The sequence below is a fragment of the Bacillus sp. FSL R9-9410 genome, from assembly GCF_038050385.1.
In the GTDB taxonomy this organism is placed as follows: Bacteria; Bacillota; Bacilli; order Bacillales; family Bacillaceae_G; genus Bacillus_A; species Bacillus_A cereus_U.
On the sequence record NZ_JBBOTV010000001.1, the window covers coordinates 989,041 to 1,008,804 of the forward strand.

Below are 19,764 nucleotides of genomic sequence, written 5' to 3' on the forward strand. Positions count from 1 at the left end.
AGTCCTGTGAGGCTGCCAAAGGGTCTTGGCTTTCATATGTCAAATTTGACATACGAAAGTGTAGGACTCTTTGTGCACAGGCACAAAGAGTTTTTTTATTGCAAAAATTAAAACTGAAGGAGGATGTAACAATGGAACAAAAGCCAGTGTTAGACATTCATGAAGTACCGAAACCGGGAAAATGGTTATTATTAAGTATACAACATTTGTTCGCGATGTTTGGATCAACAGTGCTTGTTCCGTTTTTAACAGGACTGAATCCATCAGTAGCTTTAATATCAAGTGGATTAGGAACGCTAGCGTTTCTTCTAATAACGAAAGGTCAAGTACCAGCATATTTAGGATCATCATTCGCCTTTATTGCACCAATTATTACAGCGAAAACAGCAGGTGGACCTGGAGCAGCGATGCTTGGAGGTTTACTAGCAGGACTTGTGTACATCTTAATCTCACTCGGAATTAAAAAATCTGGGTCAGAATGGATTATGAAATTACTTCCGCCAATCGTAGTTGGACCAGTCGTAATGGTAATCGGTTTATCTTTAGCACATACAGCAGTGAACATGGCGATGAACGGTACGGATGGTAAGTATAGCATTACACACTTTTCAGTAGCATTAGTAACATTAGCAATTACAATCATTTGCTCCATATTCGGGAGAGGGTTTTTCAGTATCATACCAGTGCTACTTGGAATCATCGGCGGGTATATATTCGCTTACTTCCAAGGGCTAGTAGATTTAAAGCCAGTAGCTGAGGCGAAATGGTTTGTCATACCAGACTTCACAGTACCGTTTGTAACATACACTCCAGAGTTTTCATGGAAAATTGTACTCTTAATGGTACCAGTTGCACTTGTAACAATTTCAGAACATATCGGACATCAAATTGTACTTGGAAATGTTATTAAAAGAGATTTAATTGAAAAACCAGGTTTACATCGTTCAATCTTCGGTGATGGGGTAGCAACATTAATCGCATCACTAATAGGAGGACCACCGAATACAACGTACGGTGAAAACATCGGTGTGTTAGCAATTACGAGAGCATACAGTGTATACTTATTCATCGGTTCAGCAGTGTTTGCAATCATGTTTGGATTTATCGGGAAGATTTCAGCACTGATTCATTCGATTCCAACACCGGTTATGGGTGGTGTATCAATCTTACTCTTCGGTGTAATCGCATCAAGTGGTTTACGTATGATGGTAGACGATAAAACAGACTTAGGCGACAAACGAAACTTAATGATTGCATCAGTTATACTAGTAATCGGTATTGGCGGGGCGGTACTACACGTAGGTGAATCGTTCCAAGTAGAAGGAATGGCACTAGCAGCAATTGTAGGTGTACTATTAAATCTACTACTACCAGAGACAAAACAAACCAACAAAACAAAACAATCTAAGCAGATTGCTTCATAAAAATAACCTTTTAATTCAGTCCTGTGAGATAGAAAAGGGTGGCTACTTTAACGCACCCTAGTCTCAAAGGCTAGGGTATTTTTATACAGTTATTGTTATATAAATTCAATGGTGTTATCATAAAAAACAGAAAGATGAGGGATGACGATGAGCCATTTGTTAACGATGAGTGAATTATCGGAACAAGAAATTTCAGAAATCCTAAAAGACGCGGAAGATTTTGCGAATGGAAAAGAGAGAAAAACGACAGAGCAAACATTTGTTGCGAACTTGTTCTTTGAGAATAGTACGAGGACGAGATTTAGCTTTGAAGTTGCTGAGAAGAGATTAGGACTTGAAGTGTTAGACTTTTCCGCAGATGCATCTAGCGTACAAAAAGGAGAAACTTTATACGATACGATAAGAACACTAGAATCAATCGGAACAAAAGCGGTAGTCATCCGCCATGAGCAAGATCGTTACTTCGATGAATTAAAAGATCAGGTGAATATCCCAATCTTGAACGCTGGAGATGGATGTGGAAATCATCCAACGCAATGTCTACTCGATCTTCTAACAATTAAACAAGAGTTTGGAAGATTTGAAGGTTTGAAGATTGCAATAGTTGGGGATGTTCGTCATAGCCGAGTAGCACGTTCTAATGCAGAAGCATTAACGAAACTGGGCGCGACAATTTACTTTGCAAGCCCAGAAGAGTGGAAAGATGAAGAGAACACATTTGGAACGTACAAGAGTTTAGATGAACTTGTTCCAGAAGTGGATGTGATGATGTTACTTCGTGTACAACATGAGCGTCATGACCATTATGAAACAGACATTATGAAAGAGTATCACGAGCAACATGGGTTAACAGTTGAAAGAGAAAAACGTATGAAAGAAGGAAGCATTATTATGCATCCAGCCCCTGTAAACCGTGATGTTGAAATTGCGAGTGAACTTGTCGAGTGTGAACGCTCACGCATATTTAAGCAAATGGAAAACGGGGTCTACGTAAGAATGGCTGTACTAAAACGCGCATTACCAAATGTATTAGGAGGAATGAAACATGAATTATTTGTTTAAAAACGGTCGTTATATGAATGAAGAAGGAACAATTGTAGCAACAGATCTTCTCGTACAAGACGGTAAAATTGCGAAGGTGGCAGAAAATATTACGGCAGATAATGCTGAAGTAATCGATGTAAATGGAAAGTTAATCGCACCTGGATTAGTAGATGTACACGTTCATCTTCGTGAACCAGGTGGTGAACATAAAGAAACAATTGAAACAGGAACACTTGCAGCAGCAAAAGGTGGATTTACTACAATTTGCGCAATGCCAAACACACGCCCAGTACCAGATTGTAAAGAACATATGGAAGACCTGCAAAAGCGTATTAAAGAAAAAGCACATGTAAATGTATTACCATATGGAGCCATTACAGTACGTCAAGCAGGTTCTGAAATGACTGATTTTGAAACGTTAAAAGAACTTGGAGCGTTTGCTTTCACTGATGATGGCGTAGGCGTGCAAGATGCAAGCATGATGTTAGCTGCAATGAAGCGTGCATCGAAATTAAATATGGCAGTTGTTGCACACTGTGAAGAGAACACACTTATTAATAAAGGATGTGTACATGAAGGGAAGTTTTCTGAGAAACACGGATTAAACGGTATCCCATCAGTATGTGAATCCGTACATATTGCCCGGGACATCTTACTTGCGGAAGCTGCAAATTGTCACTACCACGTATGTCACGTAAGTACAAAAGGATCTGTACGTGTAATCCGTGATGCGAAACGTGCTGGAATTAAGGTGACAGCAGAAGTAACACCGCATCACTTAGTATTATGTGAAGATGATATCCCATCGGCTGATCCTAACTTTAAAATGAATCCACCGCTTCGAGGAAAAGAAGATCATGCAGCGTTAATTGAAGGACTATTAGATGGAACAATTGATATGATCGCAACTGACCATGCACCGCATACTGCAGAAGAGAAAGCGCAAGGGATTGAAAGAGCACCGTTCGGAATTACTGGTTTTGAAACAGCATTCCCGCTTTTATATACGAACCTTGTGAAAAAAGGAATCATTACATTAGAGCAACTAATTCAATTCTTAACAGAAAAACCAGCTGACACATTCGGTTTAGAAGCAGGGCGCCTAACAGAAGGTAGAACAGCTGATATTACAATTATCGATTTAGAACAAGAAGAAGAAATTGATCCAACAACATTCTTATCAAAAGGAAAAAATACACCATTCGCAGGTTGGAAATGCCAAGGTTGGCCGGTTATGACAATCGTTGGTGGTAAGATCGCATGGCAAAAGGAGAGTGCATTAGTATGAAAAGACAACTTATCTTAGAAGATGGAACGGTATTAATTGGAAAAGGTTTCGGAGGAGAAATCGAAAAGTCAGGTGAGGTTGTATTTACAACTGGGATGACTGGATATCAAGAAACTTTATCTGATCCATCATACTGCGGTCAAATCGTAACATTTACGTATCCATTAATCGGAAACTACGGCATTAACCGTGATGATTTTGAATCAATTCACCCATCTGTAAATGGTTTAATCGTAAACGAAATTTGTGATCACCCATCAAACTTCCGTAATGAAATTTCGTTAAATGATTACTTGAAAGAAAGAAATATCCCAGGATTAGCAGGAATTGATACGAGAAAATTAACAAGAAAAATTCGTGAATATGGAACTTTACGCGGACGTCTTTGCAATATGGATGTGGATGTAGAGGACATCGTGAGCCAATTGAAAGCAACTGTCTTTACAGATCATGTGAAACGCGTATCAACAAAAGACCCATACCCAAGTCCAGGCCGTGGTCATCGCGTTGTACTTGTAGACTTCGGAATGAAACATGGTATTTTACGAGAATTAAATAAGCGTGACTGTGATGTAATTGTTGTACCTTACAATACAACAGCAGAAGAAATTTTACGTCTTAGCCCAGATGGAATTATGTTAAGTAATGGACCTGGGGACCCAAAAGATGTACCAGAAGCAATTGAAATGTTAAAAAACATTATTGGTAAAGTTCCTTTATTCGGGATTTGCCTAGGACATCAATTGTTCGCGCTAGCATCTGGTGCAAATACAAGTAAGTTAAAATTCGGTCACCGTGGTTTAAATCATCCAGTGAAAAATCTTGCAACTGGAAAAGTAGCAATCACTTCTCAAAACCATGGTTACGCAGTAGAAGAAGAGTCAGTTGAAAATATAGATCTTGAAATTACGCATGTTGCGTTAAACGACGGAACAGTAGAAGGCCTTCGTCATACGAAGTTCCCAGCATTTACAGTACAATACCATCCAGAAGCTTCTGCAGGACCAGAAGATGCAAATGATTTATTCGAAGATTTCTTAGCAATGATTGAAAACTTCAAGAAAGAAGGGGAAGAGTTATGCCAAAACGCCTAGACATTAACACAATTTTAGTAATCGGATCAGGACCAATTGTAATTGGGCAAGCAGCAGAGTTTGATTATTCTGGAACACAAGCTTGTCAATCTCTTAGAGAAGAAGGTTACAAAGTAATCCTTGTTAACTCTAACCCAGCAACAATTATGACAGATACTGCAACAGCAGATAAAGTATATATAGAACCATTAACATTAGAATTCGTAAGCCGTATCATTCGTAAAGAACGTCCAGATGCACTTCTACCAACATTAGGTGGTCAAACAGGCCTGAATATGGCGGTTGAACTTGCGAAATCAGGCATACTTGAAGAGTGCGGAGTTGAAATTTTAGGAACAAAATTATCAGCAATCGAGCAAGCCGAGGATCGTGATTTATTCCGTACATTAATGCAGGAATTAAATGAACCAATTCCATCTAGCACGATTATTCATACGCTGGAAGAAGCACATGAGTTTGTAAAAGAAATTGGTTATCCAGTTATTGTTCGCCCAGCATTTACAATGGGGGGAACAGGTGGCGGAATCTGTAGTAATGTAGAAGAACTAATTGAAATCGTATCAGGTGGATTAAAACATAGTCCAGTAACACAATGTTTATTAGAAAAGAGTATTGCCGGTTGTAAGGAAATTGAATATGAAGTAATGCGCGATTCGAATGATAACGCGATTGTAGTATGTAACATGGAAAATATTGATCCGGTTGGGGTTCACACAGGTGATTCTATCGTTGTAGCACCGAGCCAAACATTAAGTGACCGTGAGTATCAAATGTTACGAAACACTTCATTACGAATTATTCGCGCATTAGGAATTGAAGGTGGATGTAACGTTCAGCTTGCACTTGATCCACATAGCTTCCAATACTATGTAATCGAAGTAAACCCGCGTGTGAGTCGTTCGTCTGCACTAGCATCTAAAGCAACTGGATATCCAATTGCGAAGCTAGCGGCGAAAATTGCAGTCGGTTTAACATTAGATGAAATTGTAAACCCAGTAACACAAAAAACATACGCTTGCTTCGAGCCAGCATTAGACTATGTTGTTTCAAAAATTCCACGTTGGCCATTTGATAAGTTTGAATCAGCAAACAGAACACTTGGTACACAAATGAAGGCAACTGGTGAAGTTATGTCAATCGGACGTAACTTAGAACAATCATTATTAAAAGCGATCCGTTCTTTAGAGCTTGGCGTTTATCACCTAGAGTTAGACCACTTAAAAGAGCTTGATAAAGAAACGATGAAAAAGCGTATTATAAAAGCTGATGACGAGCGTCTGTTCGTTGTAGCAGAAGCGATCCGTCAAGGTGTAACGAAAGAAGAAATCAACGAATGGTGTGAAATGGACTTCTTCTTCTTACAAAAAGTTGAAAATATCGTAAACATGGAACGCGAAATAAAAGCGAATGTAGGAAATATGGAAGTGTTACAATCTGCGAAAGAAATGGGCTTCAGTGACCATTTCATCGCCAATGCTTGGAACAAAACAGAGCGTGAAATTTACGATATGCGTAAAGAAAGCAATATGACTCCTGTTTATAAGATGGTAGATACTTGTGCGGCAGAGTTTGAATCTGCAACACCATACTACTACAGCACATATGGTGACGAGAATGAATCGATTGTAACAGATCGTAAGAGTGTAGTTGTACTAGGATCTGGTCCAATCCGTATTGGTCAAGGTGTTGAGTTTGATTATGCAACAGTTCACTCTGTATGGGCAATAAAAGAAGCTGGATATGAGGCAATCATTGTTAATAACAACCCAGAAACAGTTTCAACAGACTTCAGTATTTCTGACAAATTATACTTTGAACCATTAACAATCGAAGATGTAATGCACATTATCGATTTAGAAAAGCCAGAAGGTGTTATCGTCCAATTCGGTGGACAAACGGCAATTAACTTAGCAGCTAAATTAGAAGCACACGGTGTGAAAATCTTAGGAACATCACTTGAAGATTTAGACCGTGCAGAAGATCGTGATAAGTTTGAAGCAGCTTTAACAAAGCTTGGTATCCCGCAACCAGTTGGTAAAACAGCAACGACTGTAGAGCAAGCGGTAGCGATTGCTGACAAAATTGGTTACCCAGTATTAGTAAGACCATCTTACGTACTAGGTGGACGTGCGATGGAAATCGTATATCGTCAAGAAGAATTACTGCACTACATGAAAAATGCGGTTAAAGTTCACGCAGATCACCCAGTATTAATCGACCGTTATATGGTTGGTAAAGAAATTGAAGTAGATGCAATTTCAGACGGTGAGAATGTATTCATTCCAGGTATTATGGAACATATCGAACGCGCTGGAGTTCACTCTGGGGATTCAATTGGAGTATATCCACCACAGAGCTTATCTGAAAAACTAAAAGAACAAATTATTGAACATACAATTGCGCTTGGAAAAGGTTTAAACATTGTTGGATTACTAAACATTCAGTTTGTAGTATTCAAAGATGAAGTGTATGTAATTGAAGTAAATCCACGTGCGAGCCGTACAGTACCATTCTTAAGTAAAATTACAGGCGTACCGATGGCAAATATCGCAACGAAAGTTATTTTAGGTCAAAATCTTGTAGAACAAGGATATGGAACTGGCTATCACCCAGAAGAGAAGGAAGTGTATGTAAAAGCACCGGTATTCTCATTTGCGAAACTACGCTCAGTTGATACAACATTAGGGCCTGAAATGAAATCAACAGGGGAAGTAATGGGTAAAGATTTAACGCTTGAAAAAGCATTATATAAAGGACTTGTTGCTTCAGGAATTAACATTCCAACGCACGGATCAGTAATCATCACTGTAGCGGATAAAGATAAAGAAGAAGCGCTGGAAATTGCAAAACGCTTCCATGAAATCGGCTATAACTTATTAGCAACAGCAGGAACAGCACAATCGCTAACAGAACAAAACATTCCGGTGCAAGTTGTAAACAAAATTGATTCTGAAGACTACAACTTACTTGATATTATCCGTCAAGGGAAAGCGCAGTTTGTAATCAATACATTAACAAAAGGAAAACAACCAGCGCGTGATGGTTTCCGCATTCGCCGTGAATCAGTAGAAAATGGTGTGGCTTGCTTAACATCACTTGATACAACGAGAGCAATCTTGAGAGTATTAGAATCTATGACATTCTCAGCTCATTCAATGAAAGAAATTACGCAAACGAAGCGTCACGAGGTGGTACATGCATGATGCAAAAGCAAAATATGATCGTCGTTAACCAAAAAGAAATCGCAAAAAACATTTACGAATTAGTGCTTCAAGGGGATTTAGTGCAGCAAATGAACGATCCAGGGCAGTTTGTACACATTAAGGTAGCAGAGGGCATTACGCCCCTTCTGCGCCGCCCAATTAGTATTTGTAATGTTGATCAAGACAAGAACGAATTTACAATGCTATATCGTGCGGAAGGACAAGGAACAAAAACATTAGCGAAAAGAAAACAAGGTGAACTTGTAGATGTGTTAGGACCACTTGGTCATGGATTTCCTGTAGAAGAAGCGCAATCTGGACAAACGGCTCTATTAGTTGGTGGGGGGATTGGTGTACCACCACTATATGAATTGTCACAGCGTCTTGTAGCAAAAGGAGTACGCGTTATTCACATCTTAGGTTTCCAAACGAAAGATGTTGTCTTCTATGAAGAGAAATTCGCAGAGCTTGGTGATACGTATGTTGCAACAGTTGATGGTACACATGGTACAAAAGGGTTTGTAACAGATGTAATTGATAGCTATGGAATTGACTTTGACATTCTCTACTCATGTGGACCTTTAGCGATGCTTCGTGCATTAGAAGGACGCTATAAGGAGAGAAAAGCCTACATTTCATTAGAAGAACGTATGGGCTGTGGCATCGGAGCATGTTTCGCGTGTGTATGCCATTTACAAGCAGATCCGAGTGGACATTCTTACAAGAAGGTGTGTAGCGACGGACCAGTATTTCCAATCGGGGAGGTTGTACTATGAACAGATTGCAAGTTGAATTACCAGGGTTATCATTAAAAAATCCAATCATCCCAGCATCTGGTTGCTTCGGATTTGGTCGTGAGTATGCACAGTTCTATGATTTAAGTGTACTTGGATCAATTATGATTAAAGCGACAACAGAACAACCTCGTTATGGAAACCCAACGCCTCGTGTTGCGGAAACACCAGGCGGAATGCTAAATGCAATCGGGCTTCAAAATCCTGGATTAGAAAAGGTAATGAATTCTGAATTACCTTTTCTCGAGCAATTTGATCTTCCGATTATTGCAAACGTTGCGGGTTCACAAGCTGAGGATTACGTAGCGGTTGCGAAGGCAATTTCAAAGGCACCTAATGTTCATGCGCTAGAATTAAATATTTCTTGTCCAAACGTAAAAACGGGTGGTATCGCTTTTGGTACAAATCCTGAAATTGCTGCTGATTTAACGAAGCGAGTAAAAGAGGTTTCTGAAGTACCGGTATATGTGAAATTGTCACCGAACGTGGCAAACATTGTGGAAATTGCAAAAGCAATTGAAAATGCGGGTGCGGACGGTTTAACGATGATTAATACATTGCTTGGTATGCGTCTAGATTTAAAAACTGCAAAACCAATTTTAGCAAACCGTACGGGCGGACTATCAGGGCCTGCGATTAAGCCAGTAGCAATTCGTATGGTACATGAAGTAAGTCAAGCGGTTAACATTCCGATTATCGGAATGGGTGGTATTGAAACAGCGGAAGATGTAATTGAATTCTTCTATGCTGGCGCAAGCGCGGTTGCAGTTGGAACGGCGAACTTTATTGATCCTTTCGTATGTCCGACAATTATTGAAGAATTACCAGCATTACTAGATGAATTAGGATTTGATCACATTTCGGAATGTCAAGGAAGGAGCTGGAAGTAAGTATGTCACAGTCGCTAATTGTTGCACTAGATTTTCCAGGGAAACAAGAGGTAGAACAATTCTTACATCACTTTGAAGGGGAAGAGTTATTTGTCAAAGTGGGTATGGAGTTATTTTACAAAGAGGGTCCTGCAATTATTACGTACTTAAAAGAAAAAGGGCATAAGATTTTTCTAGATTTAAAACTTCATGATATTCCGAATACGGTAAAAAGCGCTATGCGTAGCCTAGCTAGTCTAGATGTAGATATGGTAAATGTTCATGCTGCTGGGGGAAGTAGTATGATGAAAGCTGCGATTGAGGGATTAGAGGAAGGTAAGCAAGAAGGAAAAGAGAGACCGATTTGTATTGCAGTTACACAACTAACAAGCACTTCGGAAGCTATGATGAAAAAAGAGATTGGTATTGAGAAAACGTTAGAAGAAGCGGTTGCTCATTATGCAAAATTAACGAAAGAAAGTGGACTTGATGGCGTTGTTTGTTCAACACTTGAAGTACCAAAATTACGTGAAGTATGCGGAAATGAATTTGTAACAGTAACACCGGGGATTCGTCTTGCAAGTGATGATGTGAATGACCAAGTGCGCGTTGCAACACCGAAACGTGCGAGGGAACTTGGTTCAAGCTACATCGTAGTTGGACGTAGTATTACAAAAGCAGAAAATCCGCTTGAAGCGTATAAAACAGTAAAACAACAGTGGGAAGGTGTAACAGTATGAAAAAAGAAATCGCATCGCATTTATTAGAAATTGGAGCAGTATTTTTACAACCGAATGATCCATTCACTTGGTCTTCTGGTATAAAATCACCAATTTATTGTGATAATCGTTTAACTTTATCTTATCCAAAAGTACGACAAGCGATTGCAGCTGGATTAGAAGAGTTAATTAAAGAGCACTTCCCAACTGTAGAAGTTATTGCAGGAACAGCAACTGCTGGTATTGCGCACGCTGCATGGGTAAGCGATCGTATGGATTTACCAATGTGCTATGTACGTAGTAAAGCAAAAGGTCACGGTAAAGGGAACCAAATCGAAGGAAAAGCTGAAAAAGGTCAAAAAGTAGTAGTAGTAGAAGACTTAATTTCAACTGGCGGTAGTGCAATTACATGTGTAGAAGCACTTCGCGAAGCTGGCTGTGAAGTATTAGGAATCGTATCAATCTTCACGTACGAGCTTGAGTCAGGAAAAGAGAAACTAGAAGCAGCAAACGTAGCATCATATTCTTTAAGTGATTACAGTGCATTAACTGAAGTTGCAGCAGAAAAAGGTATGATCGGACAAGCTGAAACGAAAAAATTACAAGAGTGGCGTAAAAATCCAGCTGACGAGGCTTGGGTTACAGCGTAATACTCATATATAAAAAGACGACTGCGGGGGAACGCGGTCGTCTTTTTATATCATTGCTAAAATTTCATGCAAAGGTCCATCGATATCAAAGAAAATCATATTAAAATCTCCTTACTAATAACTACTTAGCATTTTCCGCAACTTCATATCCTCTCACAAACAATAGAGTCATATAAGAAACGATAAATGAGAAGATGCTATACATACCAACCCAAAAGAAAAATTTTGGAGTGAAGGCGATAACACCTATTATTAAAAAACTAGCAAACGTTACAATCGGCATTACGTAATACGTTTTCGTTCTACGTGTTCCAATAATAGAAACGATAAAAATAAGTAATGGACAAAGAAATAAGACGAAAATCAATTCATTCATAGTTATGTCCCCTTTTCTAGTAGAAGTAATATGTTTCTTGTAAACGTTTTGAAATAATTACTCTCTTAATATAATTTCGCTAACATATACATAATCCCTTTTGAAGGTCAGGATGTTTCAATACTTAACCTAAAAAAACGTAAGCAAGTATTGCCTTGCTTACGTTACAGAATAAACATCGCAACGATAGTGGTGACGATTAAGCCGATAATAACAGGTAAAAAGTTTCGGCGTGCGAGTTCAAATGGATCTACTTTACAAATGGCAGCGGCAGGAATAAGCGCCCAAGGAATTAAAGTCCCGCCCCCGGTCCATATGGCTGCAATTTGTCCGAGTGCTGTTAATGTAGCGGTTCCATGCCCAAGTGCTGTTCCGAAAAGGTTTGCAATCGAACCAGCAAGTGATATACCAGAAAAACCAGATCCGTCTAACCCGGTAATGACACCAACGATAGTTAATGTCCCAGCCGATACATATTGATTTAAAGGAACCGTTTGAGATAAGGCGATTCCTAAGTCGTTAATAATTCCATGTGAACCGTTCGGTAAATAGTCTCCAATAATTTTCACAAAGCCGCTATCTCCTAAATAAAAAAGTGCAGCAATTGGAATAACTGGACCAAAAATTTTAAATCCGAATTGGAGTCCTTCTATAAAATAATCGGTCGTTTTATTCAGGCCATTTCCTTTGTAGGCGATGAGAGAAATGATGATAATCATAATAACAGTCGTCCCGCCGATAAGTGCTGTTGCGTCGCTTCCTTGTAGTTTAAACTGAATCATGCAAAGGATATCAATGATATATACGATAGGGATACATATGGCAAGCCATTTCTTTGCCCGAGGAGATAATGAAGTGAGCGTTTTAGAAGGCTCGGTTGATGGGATAGATTCTTGTATAGATAAGCCTGTATGAAATTCTTTTCGTAAGAAGAAAAATGCGACAGAAGTTGTCACAATGCCCATAACGATAACGAGGGGAACACTGGCAGAAACAACGCTAGAAACAGGAAGTCCAGCAGCATCCGCGGTTAATTTTGGTGCACCTTGAATAACGAAGTCACCTGATAAGGCAATGCCGTGTCCGAATAAGTTCATAGCGATTGCGACTCCAATTGGCGGAAGGCCGACGCGTACAGCGACAGGTAATAAAATAGCTCCCATTAAAGCGACAGCTGGAGAGGGCCAAAAGAAAAAGGAAATAGTCATCATTAAAAGACCGATAATCCAGTAGGCATGTGCAGGTGTACGAATCATCTTTGTAAATGGTGAAATCATCGTATCATTTATACCGGTATAAACAAGTAGATTGCTCATCGATACGATAATGGAGATGATTAATATAGTTGGTAATAGTTCGGTAATGGCGTAAATGAAACTTTGAAAGATACCACTAATGGCAAGAGGGATAGAACTAGTTGCGGTTAATGCTAATAAAAAGATAAAAACGATACAAATAATCGTCGTATCTTTTCTAAAAATAAAGAAGGTAATAATAGTGAGTAAACAAAGAACATAGAGAGCATGTAAAAGCGTTAATTCAACTCCCATAACATCCACATCCTTTAGGCGTTCGTGTAGTTTATTGTATGAAAGCAGAGAAAGTATGTGAGTATAGGAAAAAGAAAAAAATGAAATTTCATGTACTGTAATGGTAAGAATAAAATATGGATGTTACAATACAATTAATCCTAAAAATGGAATTGAAGGAGAAATAGATTGGAGGTAGTACGAGTGAGAGAAAAAATAGGGTATTATGGTGTACTTGCTTGTTTAATATTATCTATCATTTCAGGACAATTTCTTAAAAGTGAATGGATAGGCGTTATCTTATGTATAGGCGTACTGTTTTTTGCTCCTTTGTACCGCTGGAGTGAATGGAAAGCATATAGTCGAAAAAAGAAAATTGTTCTTAGTATCGAGTTTGTATTTGTAATTAGCACGATTCCGTTTTTGTTACTGAAAGGAAATGAGATAATAGATGGAATTGTAATTTTTCAAGGGTGGTTATTCATCGCGAAATTGCTATATTTAATATGCATTTTAATAGCGGTAGCGGTTGTCGCTAAAAAAGTAAACGAAAAGCTATTCGCTAATGAATAAAAGAAAATGCCACCTTATTCGGTGGCATTTTCCTATTTTACTGAATGAGCTTTTTGCATCTTTTTAATTAAACGAATTTGTCCGCGATGATTGATTTCATCTTCAAATACGTGAAACTTTAACAAGGAATAACAATTAATTCTCTATTCGCTTTTGTAATAACTTCATATCCGTCTTTTGTAATGACGATATCATCTTCAATTCTACAACCACCCCAGTTTGGTATATAAATCCCTGGTTCAATTGTAACAACCATACCTTCTTCTAAAGTAGCCGTACTTTCTTGGGATAGACGGAGAGGTTCATGAATTTCTAACCCAAGCCCATGACCAGTAGAGTGACCAAAATATTGACCGTATCCATGTTCTGTAATGTAATTTCTCGTTATATCATCAATACTCTTCGCAGTTTCTCCAGGTTTAATGGCTTCAGTTCCACGCTTCAATGCTTCTAATACCACATTATATATTTTTTTGAATTCTTCTGATGGTTCGCCGATTGCTACAGTACGTGTTAAATCGGAACAATACCCGTTATAAAGTGCACCGAAATCTAATGTAACGATATCGCCGTGCTCGATTATTTTATTAGATGCAACGCCATGAGGAAGGGAAGAACGAACGCCAGAAGCTACAATAATTTGAAACGATGAGGAGGTAGCCCCTTTTTTTCGCATGAAAAATTCTAATTCATCTCGGACATCAGTCTCGCTTATTCCTGGTTTTAGAAACTGAAGGATGTGGTGAAATGCTTCGTCCGCAATAGTAGCCGCAATTTTCATTGTTTCTATTTCAGGCGTGTCTTTAATAATACGAATATCTTCGATGATTTCGCACACCTGAACGATTTCCGCATGTATGTATTTTTGTAAGTTCTTATATTGTTGCAATGTCATGTTATTTTCTTCAATTCCAAGTTTTTGAATGTTTAATTTTGATACTTGATTTGCAACTTCTTTCTCTAAATTTCCTTTATGCATAATAATTTCAGCGTCTTTTATTTGTGATTTCGCTTGATCTACATAGCGAAAATCAGTTATAAAAACAGCGTTATCCGCAGAGATTAAGACGACGCCAGCGCTACCTGTAAAGCCTGTTGCATATTGGCGATTTTCTTTTTTTGTAATAAGTAATCCGTCAATTTCATAGTTTTTTAGTTGATTTTGGATTTTATTAATTCTTAAAGTCATGTTAATTCCCCCTTTTCACAGTATTGAATAAAGCAAATAGCGTGCCAAAAAATATCTTTAGAGAAAAGATAGTGGGAATTACATATGTTTTAGAGAAGATAAGAAATTTAGCCCATTATTTGTGGGCGGTGGGCTGCTCGTGAAATACAGATTACTTCAATTAGCAGTTGGGAGAATGAAAAAAACATCAACTCAAGATTCACTTTCTTTACACACTGTCAAAAAATTTATACAAATATGAAATAGCACTGTCAAATTTTTTGACAATATTGAAGTTAGGAAAGTAAAGTTAAAGCAATTGCTACAGATGAAAATAATGGAACGATGAGATATATCAAAGCTGCAGATGAAAAATATAAGATGACAAAAGAAAGATGTTATGAATTAGTGAATGGGTATATGAACTAAGCTGAAAACATAGAAAAATGCGTTGCTTGCTAGCAACGCATTTTTAAGTATTTACGCTTTTAATTTCATTACTGTATCAGCATCTGGTGTTACATATAATGTTTGTTGATTGTCATATGTAACAAATCCAAGTTTTGCACCGCTCGGTTTTTTGACGTGGCGTACCTTTGTGAAATCTACAGGAACAGAGCTAGAATCTTTTGCTTTACTGTAATAAGCAGCGATTTTAGCGGCCTCATGTAAAGTCTCTTCCGTAGGTTCAAGAGAACGAATGACAACGTGGGACCCAGGTATGTCTTTCGTATGTAACCAAATTTCATCGCGACGGGAGAATTTCGTTGTTAAATAATCATTTTGCTTATTGTTTTTACCGACGAAAATTTCTGTACCATCACTAGCTAAATATTTGTCCAATACTGGTTTTGTCGGTTTTTTCTTTGCATTTTTCTTCTTACGATTGCGCACATAACCTTCTTCGGCCAGTTCTTCACGAATCTCTTCAATATCTTTTGAAGAAGCAGCCTCCATTTGTTGAAGTAAGCTATCAAAATAAAGAATTTCTTCATTTGTTTTTACGATTTGGTCTTCTACAATAGCAACTGAATTTTTCGCTTTTTGGTACTTTTGGAAATAGCGTTGTGCATTTTCAGATGGTGTTTTTAAAGGATTTAATGTGATTTTTACAGTCCCACCATTTTCGTCGTAATAGTTAACGACTTCAATCTCTTTATCACCTTTTTTCAAAGCGTACATATTGGCTGTAAGTAGCTCTCCAAATAGTTGATATTTATCTGCTTCTCCGGCATCTTGTAATGTTTTTTCCAGTTTAATTAGTTTCTTTTCATTTTTTGACTTCTCATTTTGCATAAATCGTTCTAAATCGTGAGCTTGTTGTTTTACACGATCGCGCTCTGCTTTACCAAAGAAGAAACGATCTAATAATACACTAACAGATGAAAATGTTTTTTCATTTCCTTGTAAGTGAGAAAGAGGGAATAGGTAAAAGAACTCTTTTCCATTTGCTGTTATCATTGCTGGCACGTACTGATGTGTTAGCAAAGGTTTTTGCAAGCTGAAGAAAGCTTCAGATAATGCTTTTTCATTTGCCATACCTGCTTTTTTTACAACTTCTTTTGCAAATAATGGGGAAATTCCCATGAATGCTCCGACAAGTTGTTTGTCCATGTTGCCAGATAAAAAGTCGAGCGGTTTAATGAAATCATCTTCTGTTTCGATAAGAAGCGGATTAACTTTATGTTGTGCTGGTGGGGCAACATATTCAGCTCCAGCATATACAGTACGATGTCGGTTTACCGCTAAAGAAACGTGTTTTAAGCTATCTAAAATAACATTTGTTTTCGTATCTACTAAGATAATATTACTGTGTCGTCCCATTATTTCGATTACTAATGTTTTTACTGATTCGTCACCGATTTCATTACGACTGCGGACTGTAATTTGAATAATACGTTCTAAGTCAATTTGTTCAATTTTTTCAATAAATCCACCTTCTAAATGTTTGCGAAGAAGCATACAAAACATCGGCGGTAGCGCTGGTGAATCGTAGCTTTGATTTGTTAAGTGCATACGCGCATATGTAGGGTGAGATGAAAGAATCAGCTTTTGATTTTTTCCGTTTGCTCGAATATGTAATAAAACTTCATATTTTGAGGGTTGATATATTTTTGAAATTCTTCCTGTTTGAAGAGAATTTGCAATTTCATGTGTAATTGCTCTTGTAAATAATCCATCGAATGCCATGAATGAACACTCCTTTCTAACTAAAAGTTAATTATAGCATTTTTTTGGACGAGGCTGAATAAGCTTTCATTAGAGTATGTCTGGAATCAGGAGGTCGATGGCAGGATGAATTGGTATGAAATGCGAGCACATGAAGTGGAGGAAAGAACGAATACGAATGTGGAGGTAGGTCTTACAGAGCAAGAAGCGGAGGGCCGATTAAAGAAATTTGGTACAAATGAATTGCAAGAAGCAAAGCGGCCTTCTGCGCTTATGGTGTTTTTAGCGCAATTTAAAGATTTTATGGTACTTGTTTTATTTGGTGCTACAATTATTTCAGCTTTTTTAGGAGAGTATATTGATTCGATTGCAATCGTTGCAATTGTTATTATCAATGGTGTCCTCGGTTTCTTTCAAGAGAGGAAAGCTGAAAAATCGTTGGAAGCTTTAAAAGAATTGGCAGCCCCTCAAGTTACTGTACTAAGAAATGGAAAGTGGATCAAAGCGCCGTCAAAAGCACTTGTACTAGGTGATATTATTAAGTTTTCTAGTGGCGACCGTATTGGCGCGGATGTTCGCCTTGTGGAATCTTCAAGTTTATATATTGAAGAATCGGCTCTTACAGGAGAGTCATTGCCTGTACAAAAGAAGGTAGAGGCGTTACAAGGCCAAGATGTTTCAATTGGTGATCAAAAAAACATGGCATTTATGGGGACGATGATAACGAGAGGTGCTGGAACAGGAGTAGTCGTAGCGACTGGAATGAATACAGCTATGGGGCAAATTGCAAATATGTTGCAAAATGCTGTGCAAATGGAAACGCCATTACAAAGAAGATTAGAACAGCTTGGGAAAATTTTGATTATTGTTGCTCTTATTTTGACGGCTCTTGTTGTATTAGCTGGTGTATATCAAGGGAATGAAGTGTATCACATGTTTTTGGCTGGGGTTTCGCTTGCTGTTGCAGCTATTCCAGAAGGATTACCAGCTATCGTTACGGTTGCGCTATCACTTGGTGTACAGCGTATGATTAAAAAGAGGGCAATTGTGCGAAAGTTACCAGCTGTAGAAACGTTAGGCTGTGCTTCTGTTATTTGCTCAGATAAAACAGGAACAATGACACAAAATAAAATGATGGTAACGCATATGTGGTCAGGCGGAGAATTGTGGAAAGTAACAGGTCAAGGCTATGAGCCGGCAGGTTCGTTTATGAAAGGTGAAGAAGTAATTGACCCTACTAAGACGAAATCATTGTATCAACTACTTACATTTGGCTGTTTATGTAATAATGCGAATGTTATTCAAAAGAAAAAGACGTATGTGTTAGATGGAGATCCAACAGAAGGAGCTCTCGTTGCGGCTGCAATGAAGGCGGGAATATCACGTGAAGCTCTTAAAGGAAAGTTTGAAGTCATTCGTGAATTTCCTTTTGATTCAACTAGAAAAATGATGAGCGTTATTGTTCGTGATCGTGAAGGTAAAAAATTTGTTATTACAAAAGGAGCACCAGATGTTCTTTTGCAAATGAGTCAAACAATTTTGTGGGGAAATAAGCAGCAGCCTTTAAGTGAAATGTATCGAAAAGAAGTGCAGGCAGCGATTCATAGTTTAGGAAGTCAGGCGTTACGAACGATTGCGGTGGCATTTAAACCGTTAAAAGCTACAGATTCAATTGAACACGAAAGAGAAGTCGAGCATGATTTTATGCTTGTTGGAATACAAGGAATGATAGATCCGCCAAGACCAGAAGTGGCACAAGCGGTGAAAGAGTGTAAGGAAGCTGGTATTAGAACGGTAATGATTACGGGAGATCATAAAGTGACAGCAATGGCAATTGCGGAACAGTTAGGGGTTTTACCAGCGGGTGGACGCGTTGTTGAAGGTGTAGAACTTGCGAATATGGATGTAGAGGCATTAGAAGATATTGTAGAAGATACGTATGTATTCGCTCGTGTGTCTCCTGAGCATAAATTGAAAATCGTTAAGGCGCTGCAAAATAAGGGGCATATAGTAGCTATGACAGGTGATGGAGTGAACGATGCTCCAGCTATTAAAACAGCTGATATAGGGATTGCGATGGGAATTACAGGGACAGATGTTGCAAAAGAAGCTTCTTCACTTGTGTTGTTAGATGATAACTTTGCTACGATTAAATCGGCGATTAAAGAAGGTAGAAACATATATGAAAATATTCGGAAGTTTATTCGGTATTTGTTAGCATCTAACGTTGGTGAAATTTTAGTTATGTTATTTGCGATGTTACTGGCACTGCCATTGCCGATGGTTCCAATTCAAATTTTATGGGTGAACTTAGTTACTGACGGTTTACCAGCGATGGCATTAGGTTTGGATAAGGCTGAAGGAGATGTGATGAAGAGAACACCACGCCATCCGAAAGAAGGGGTGTTCGCTAGAGGGCTTGCATGGAAAATTATAAGTCGTGGTTTTCTAATCGGAGCAGTGACATTAGTAGCGTTTATTATTGCATTTAACCAGCATCCGAATGAATTGAAGTATGCACAAACGGTAGCCTTCGCAACATTAGTACTGGCTCAGCTTATTCATGTATTTGATTGTCGTAGTGAACATTCTATATTTCACCGCAACCCGTTTGGAAATATATATTTAGTAGGGGCGGTTATTATTTCTTTACTGTTAATGCTTGTAGTTATATATTATCCACCATTACAGCCGATTTTTAGCACAATGCCGATACAAGCACGAGATTGGTTGTTAATTGGGGGATTATCATCTATTCCTACCTTCTTATTAGTAGGATCCTTATTAACAAGAAAAAAGGAAAAAAAGAAAAAGCCACTGTTATATAAGAAGGGATTAAACTTGAAATAGTCAATGATATGAAA

15 protein-coding genes and 1 pseudogene are annotated in these 19,764 nt (G+C 38.3%); 12 read left to right on the forward strand and 4 right to left on the reverse strand.

Going from position 1 to position 19,764, the window contains the following annotated elements:
• Positions 1-131: 131 nt before the first annotated feature.
• The 9 genes from uraA (at position 132) to pyrE (ending at position 11,085) form a co-directional block, all read left to right on the forward strand.
• Entirely contained in the window at positions 132-1,424 is a 1,293-nt protein-coding gene (gene uraA, locus MKX77_RS05485) for a uracil permease (protein ID WP_215553988.1), read from the forward strand.
• A 147-nt stretch (positions 1,425-1,571) separates the two neighbouring features.
• Positions 1,572-2,486 (forward strand): aspartate carbamoyltransferase, encoded by a 915-nt coding sequence (gene pyrB / locus MKX77_RS05490; protein ID WP_002128846.1) that lies wholly within the window; start codon positions 1,572-1,574, stop codon positions 2,484-2,486.
• On the forward strand, positions 2,470-3,756 hold the full coding sequence (gene pyrC, locus MKX77_RS05495) for a dihydroorotase (protein ID WP_033707133.1): 1,287 nt from the start codon (positions 2,470-2,472) through the stop codon (positions 3,754-3,756). Before pyrB ends, pyrC begins: the two co-directional genes overlap by 17 nt.
• Positions 3,753-4,850, forward strand: coding sequence for a carbamoyl phosphate synthase small subunit (locus MKX77_RS05500; RefSeq protein ID WP_215553987.1), 1,098 nt, complete (start codon positions 3,753-3,755; stop codon positions 4,848-4,850). The genes pyrC and MKX77_RS05500 overlap by 4 nt, the downstream gene beginning before the upstream one ends.
• On the forward strand, positions 4,835-8,053 hold the full coding sequence (carB, locus tag MKX77_RS05505; RefSeq protein WP_215553986.1) for a carbamoyl-phosphate synthase large subunit: 3,219 nt from the start codon (positions 4,835-4,837) through the stop codon (positions 8,051-8,053). The genes MKX77_RS05500 and carB overlap by 16 nt, the downstream gene beginning before the upstream one ends.
• A complete protein-coding gene (gene pyrK / locus MKX77_RS05510) occupies positions 8,050-8,829 on the forward strand; it encodes a dihydroorotate oxidase B electron transfer subunit (RefSeq protein ID WP_215553985.1) in 780 nt (259 codons plus the stop codon). The genes carB and pyrK overlap by 4 nt, the downstream gene beginning before the upstream one ends.
• Positions 8,826-9,737, forward strand: coding sequence for a dihydroorotate oxidase B catalytic subunit (pyrD, locus tag MKX77_RS05515; protein ID WP_002111413.1), 912 nt, complete (start codon positions 8,826-8,828; stop codon positions 9,735-9,737). Before pyrK ends, pyrD begins: the two co-directional genes overlap by 4 nt.
• A 2-nt stretch (positions 9,738-9,739) precedes the next feature.
• Positions 9,740-10,456, forward strand: a complete 717-nt coding sequence (pyrF, locus tag MKX77_RS05520) for an orotidine-5'-phosphate decarboxylase (protein ID WP_000083510.1) — start codon at positions 9,740-9,742, stop codon at positions 10,454-10,456.
• Positions 10,453-11,085, forward strand: a complete 633-nt coding sequence (gene pyrE, locus MKX77_RS05525; RefSeq protein ID WP_215553984.1) for an orotate phosphoribosyltransferase — start codon at positions 10,453-10,455, stop codon at positions 11,083-11,085. The genes pyrF and pyrE overlap by 4 nt, the downstream gene beginning before the upstream one ends.
• 121 nt (positions 11,086-11,206) lie before the next feature.
• Here the strand turns inward: pyrE and MKX77_RS05530 are convergent, their stop codons facing one another.
• Both MKX77_RS05530 and MKX77_RS05535 read right to left on the reverse strand, forming a co-directional pair.
• Positions 11,207-11,461 carry a YbeF family protein gene (locus tag MKX77_RS05530; RefSeq protein ID WP_215553983.1) on the reverse strand — a complete coding sequence of 85 codons (255 nt, stop codon included), beginning with the start codon at positions 11,459-11,461 and terminating at the stop codon, positions 11,207-11,209.
• A 164-nt stretch (positions 11,462-11,625) separates the two neighbouring features.
• Positions 11,626-13,011, reverse strand: a complete 1,386-nt coding sequence (locus tag MKX77_RS05535; protein ID WP_341305993.1) for a hypothetical protein — start codon at positions 13,009-13,011, stop codon at positions 11,626-11,628.
• Positions 13,012-13,194: 183 nt separating this feature from the next.
• On the opposite strand from MKX77_RS05535, the gene MKX77_RS05540 reads away from it, so the two are divergent.
• Entirely contained in the window at positions 13,195-13,563 is a 369-nt protein-coding gene (locus MKX77_RS05540; protein WP_215553981.1) for a YoqO family protein, read from the forward strand.
• A gap of 118 nt (positions 13,564-13,681) precedes the next feature.
• Here the strand turns inward: MKX77_RS05540 and MKX77_RS05545 are convergent, their stop codons facing one another.
• Positions 13,682-14,752, reverse strand: coding sequence for a M24 family metallopeptidase (locus tag MKX77_RS05545; RefSeq protein ID WP_341305994.1), 1,071 nt, complete (start codon positions 14,750-14,752; stop codon positions 13,682-13,684).
• A gap of 279 nt (positions 14,753-15,031) precedes the next feature.
• Here MKX77_RS05545 and MKX77_RS05550 point away from each other — a divergent pair.
• A pseudogene (locus tag MKX77_RS05550) lies at positions 15,032-15,160 on the forward strand (lysozyme inhibitor LprI family protein); the annotation flags it as partial.
• A gap of 51 nt (positions 15,161-15,211) precedes the next feature.
• Here MKX77_RS05550 and MKX77_RS05555 read toward each other — a convergent pair.
• Positions 15,212-16,921: an Rqc2 family fibronectin-binding protein gene (locus tag MKX77_RS05555; RefSeq protein ID WP_341305995.1), complete on the reverse strand. Its 1,710-nt coding sequence runs from the start codon at positions 16,919-16,921 to the stop codon at positions 15,212-15,214.
• A 105-nt stretch (positions 16,922-17,026) separates the two neighbouring features.
• On the opposite strand from MKX77_RS05555, the gene MKX77_RS05560 reads away from it, so the two are divergent.
• Entirely contained in the window at positions 17,027-19,750 is a 2,724-nt protein-coding gene (locus MKX77_RS05560; protein ID WP_215553977.1) for a calcium-translocating P-type ATPase, SERCA-type, read from the forward strand.
• The last annotated feature ends 14 nt before the right edge of the window (positions 19,751-19,764 follow it).

Bases quoted from the DNA above. Each gene is read 5' to 3' on its own strand.
- uraA (WP_215553988.1), top strand. From the start codon at position 132: ATGGAACAAAAGCCAGTGTTAGACATTCATGAAGTACCGAAACCGGGA.
- pyrB (WP_002128846.1), top strand. From the start codon at position 1,572: ATGAGCCATTTGTTAACGATGAGTGAATTATCGGAACAAGAAATTTCA.
- pyrC (WP_033707133.1), top strand. From the start codon at position 2,470: ATGAATTATTTGTTTAAAAACGGTCGTTATATGAATGAAGAAGGAACA.
- MKX77_RS05500 (WP_215553987.1), top strand. From the start codon at position 3,753: ATGAAAAGACAACTTATCTTAGAAGATGGAACGGTATTAATTGGAAAA.
- carB (WP_215553986.1), top strand. From the start codon at position 4,835: ATGCCAAAACGCCTAGACATTAACACAATTTTAGTAATCGGATCAGGA.
- pyrK (WP_215553985.1), top strand. From the start codon at position 8,050: ATGATGCAAAAGCAAAATATGATCGTCGTTAACCAAAAAGAAATCGCA.
- pyrD (WP_002111413.1), top strand. From the start codon at position 8,826: ATGAACAGATTGCAAGTTGAATTACCAGGGTTATCATTAAAAAATCCA.
- pyrF (WP_000083510.1), top strand. From the start codon at position 9,740: ATGTCACAGTCGCTAATTGTTGCACTAGATTTTCCAGGGAAACAAGAG.
- pyrE (WP_215553984.1), top strand. From the start codon at position 10,453: ATGAAAAAAGAAATCGCATCGCATTTATTAGAAATTGGAGCAGTATTT.
- MKX77_RS05530 (WP_215553983.1), bottom strand. From the start codon at position 11,461: ATGAATGAATTGATTTTCGTCTTATTTCTTTGTCCATTACTTATTTTT.
- MKX77_RS05535 (WP_341305993.1), bottom strand. From the start codon at position 13,011: ATGGGAGTTGAATTAACGCTTTTACATGCTCTCTATGTTCTTTGTTTA.
- MKX77_RS05545 (WP_341305994.1), bottom strand. From the start codon at position 14,752: ATGACTTTAAGAATTAATAAAATCCAAAATCAACTAAAAAACTATGAA.
- MKX77_RS05555 (WP_341305995.1), bottom strand. From the start codon at position 16,921: ATGGCATTCGATGGATTATTTACAAGAGCAATTACACATGAAATTGCA.
- MKX77_RS05560 (WP_215553977.1), top strand. From the start codon at position 17,027: ATGAATTGGTATGAAATGCGAGCACATGAAGTGGAGGAAAGAACGAAT.